This is a genomic window from Pseudundibacterium arcticum, assembly GCF_042646465.1.
Taxonomy (GTDB): Bacteria; Pseudomonadota; Gammaproteobacteria; order Burkholderiales; family Burkholderiaceae_D; genus Undibacterium_A; species Undibacterium_A arcticum.
This window is the reverse complement of sequence record NZ_JBHRTP010000114.1, coordinates 1-1,535: the sequence shown is the minus strand read 5'-3', so window position 1 is coordinate 1,535 and position 1,535 is coordinate 1. Positions and strand designations below refer to the sequence as shown.

The following is a 1,535-nucleotide window of genomic DNA, read 5'->3' as shown; positions in this document are numbered from 1 at the left end:
GAATGGGTGTCCAGTTTGCCGTGAAATCGGTGTCCAGTTTGGTGTGGAATACGCAGTTGCCATTCAATCTTCCGATATAACTGAAGCAGTGCGGCAATGCACGCTTGAGGATTCACATTTTAAGCCGAATGTGACGGAGGTCTCATCTGACGCGCGATGCTTGTGTCCCGCTCATTGACTGGCCATCCATGCCTTGCTGATCGACGATACCACTGACAGCGCACACTCAGTGCATGATGCAGTGCGCCGCCTGCCAGAAAAGATGCTTACTTCGGATTTAACTGTGCCCGGATTTCGCCGTTCGGATTGGCTGCACTGTGGACGTTGACGTACAGATTGCCTGACATATAACTGTCGTATTGCGCATCGGTCAGTACCGCGCCTGTCGGAACAGCAAATGAGTTGTGGCGCCTTTTGTCAGTGGAATGATGACCGGGCCATTGGCGCCGGCAGCGCCTTGGTGGATATGGGCGGCCACCGCTTCGATGCCTGTGGTCGTAATACTGCCGCGTACCGATTTGTCTGCTGACACCGTAATCGTGCCATTGGCGGTGGCGGTGGTATTGACCGGCGGAACTTCTTGGCTGCCGTCCAGTTTGATGGCGGACATGCCTTTCATCTTGCTGTCGGACATACCTTGCATCTTGCTCCTATCCGACATGCCTGGCGTCTTGTCGCTGTCCGACATGCCCGCTTTTGAGGCGCAGCCTGCCGCCACCATGACGGTCAGCACGCTCAATACGACATCAGTTTTCTTGAACTGGTATTCATGGCGTCCTCCATCAGTTAAAAAAGAGTGCCCCGGCTTCAGAGCCGCCCCGTCAGCAGCAAGATCAGCAGAACCACAACCACCACTCCAATAATTCCGCTTGGAAAATAGCCCCAGCTTTGACTGTGGGGCCAGGTCGGCAGCGCGCCGATCAGGAACAGGATCAGGATGATCAGTAGGATTGTTCCGATACTCATGTGAGCCTCCTATGGTTATTGAAGTGCCGACAGCAGCTCATCGGCATATTTTTTTACGGCGGAATACATGGCACTAATGGAACCGTACGCGCTAGCAGACAAGACACCTTACGCGATCGACGACGTACGCCAAGAAGCAACAGCCCACCAGACATGGCCCAACGGGCAGCGCACATCGGGCCCTCCTATCGCCGCTCGCCGGGGTAATTTTTTCAAACGATCAGCGATCTGCCAGGGTTTTATGTGGATCTATTTGCCATATTGCGACTTGGCCGTTGCGACGCACGCATCCTTGGCAGGGCCGGCTAAAGAGTCGCACTTTTCGAGCGCCACTTTGTAGTCGGCATCGCGCTTATCCTGCGTCGCGTCCGATTTCACTTCGCTGATTTTCTGGCTGGATTTCGCGTCGACGACTGCCTTGGTGTGCACTGCCTTGGCTTCTTTGATACAGACGTCCTTGGCATTACCGCTTTGGGCTTTGCATTTCTCTTTGGCCACCGCATAGTCTGCATCTGCCGCGGCAATGCGCGCCTTCATGTGCGCTTTGGGGGTATTTTTGTACTGGGCTT

The 1,535-nt window shown here is 54.7% G+C and carries 1 protein-coding gene and 2 pseudogenes; all 3 read right to left on the bottom strand.

Annotated elements, in window-relative coordinates; translation table 11 throughout:
- Nucleotides 1-266: 266 nt before the first annotated feature.
- Nucleotides 267-610: pseudogene (locus ACFOFO_RS26195) on the bottom strand (CHRD domain-containing protein).
- A gap of 197 nt (nt 611-807) precedes the next feature.
- On the bottom strand, nt 808-966 hold the full coding sequence (locus ACFOFO_RS26190) for a DUF3309 family protein (RefSeq protein WP_390329205.1): 159 nt from the start codon (nt 964-966) through the stop codon (nt 808-810).
- 249 nt (nt 967-1,215) lie between these two features.
- Nucleotides 1,216-1,535: pseudogene (locus ACFOFO_RS26185) on the bottom strand (hypothetical protein); the annotation flags it as partial.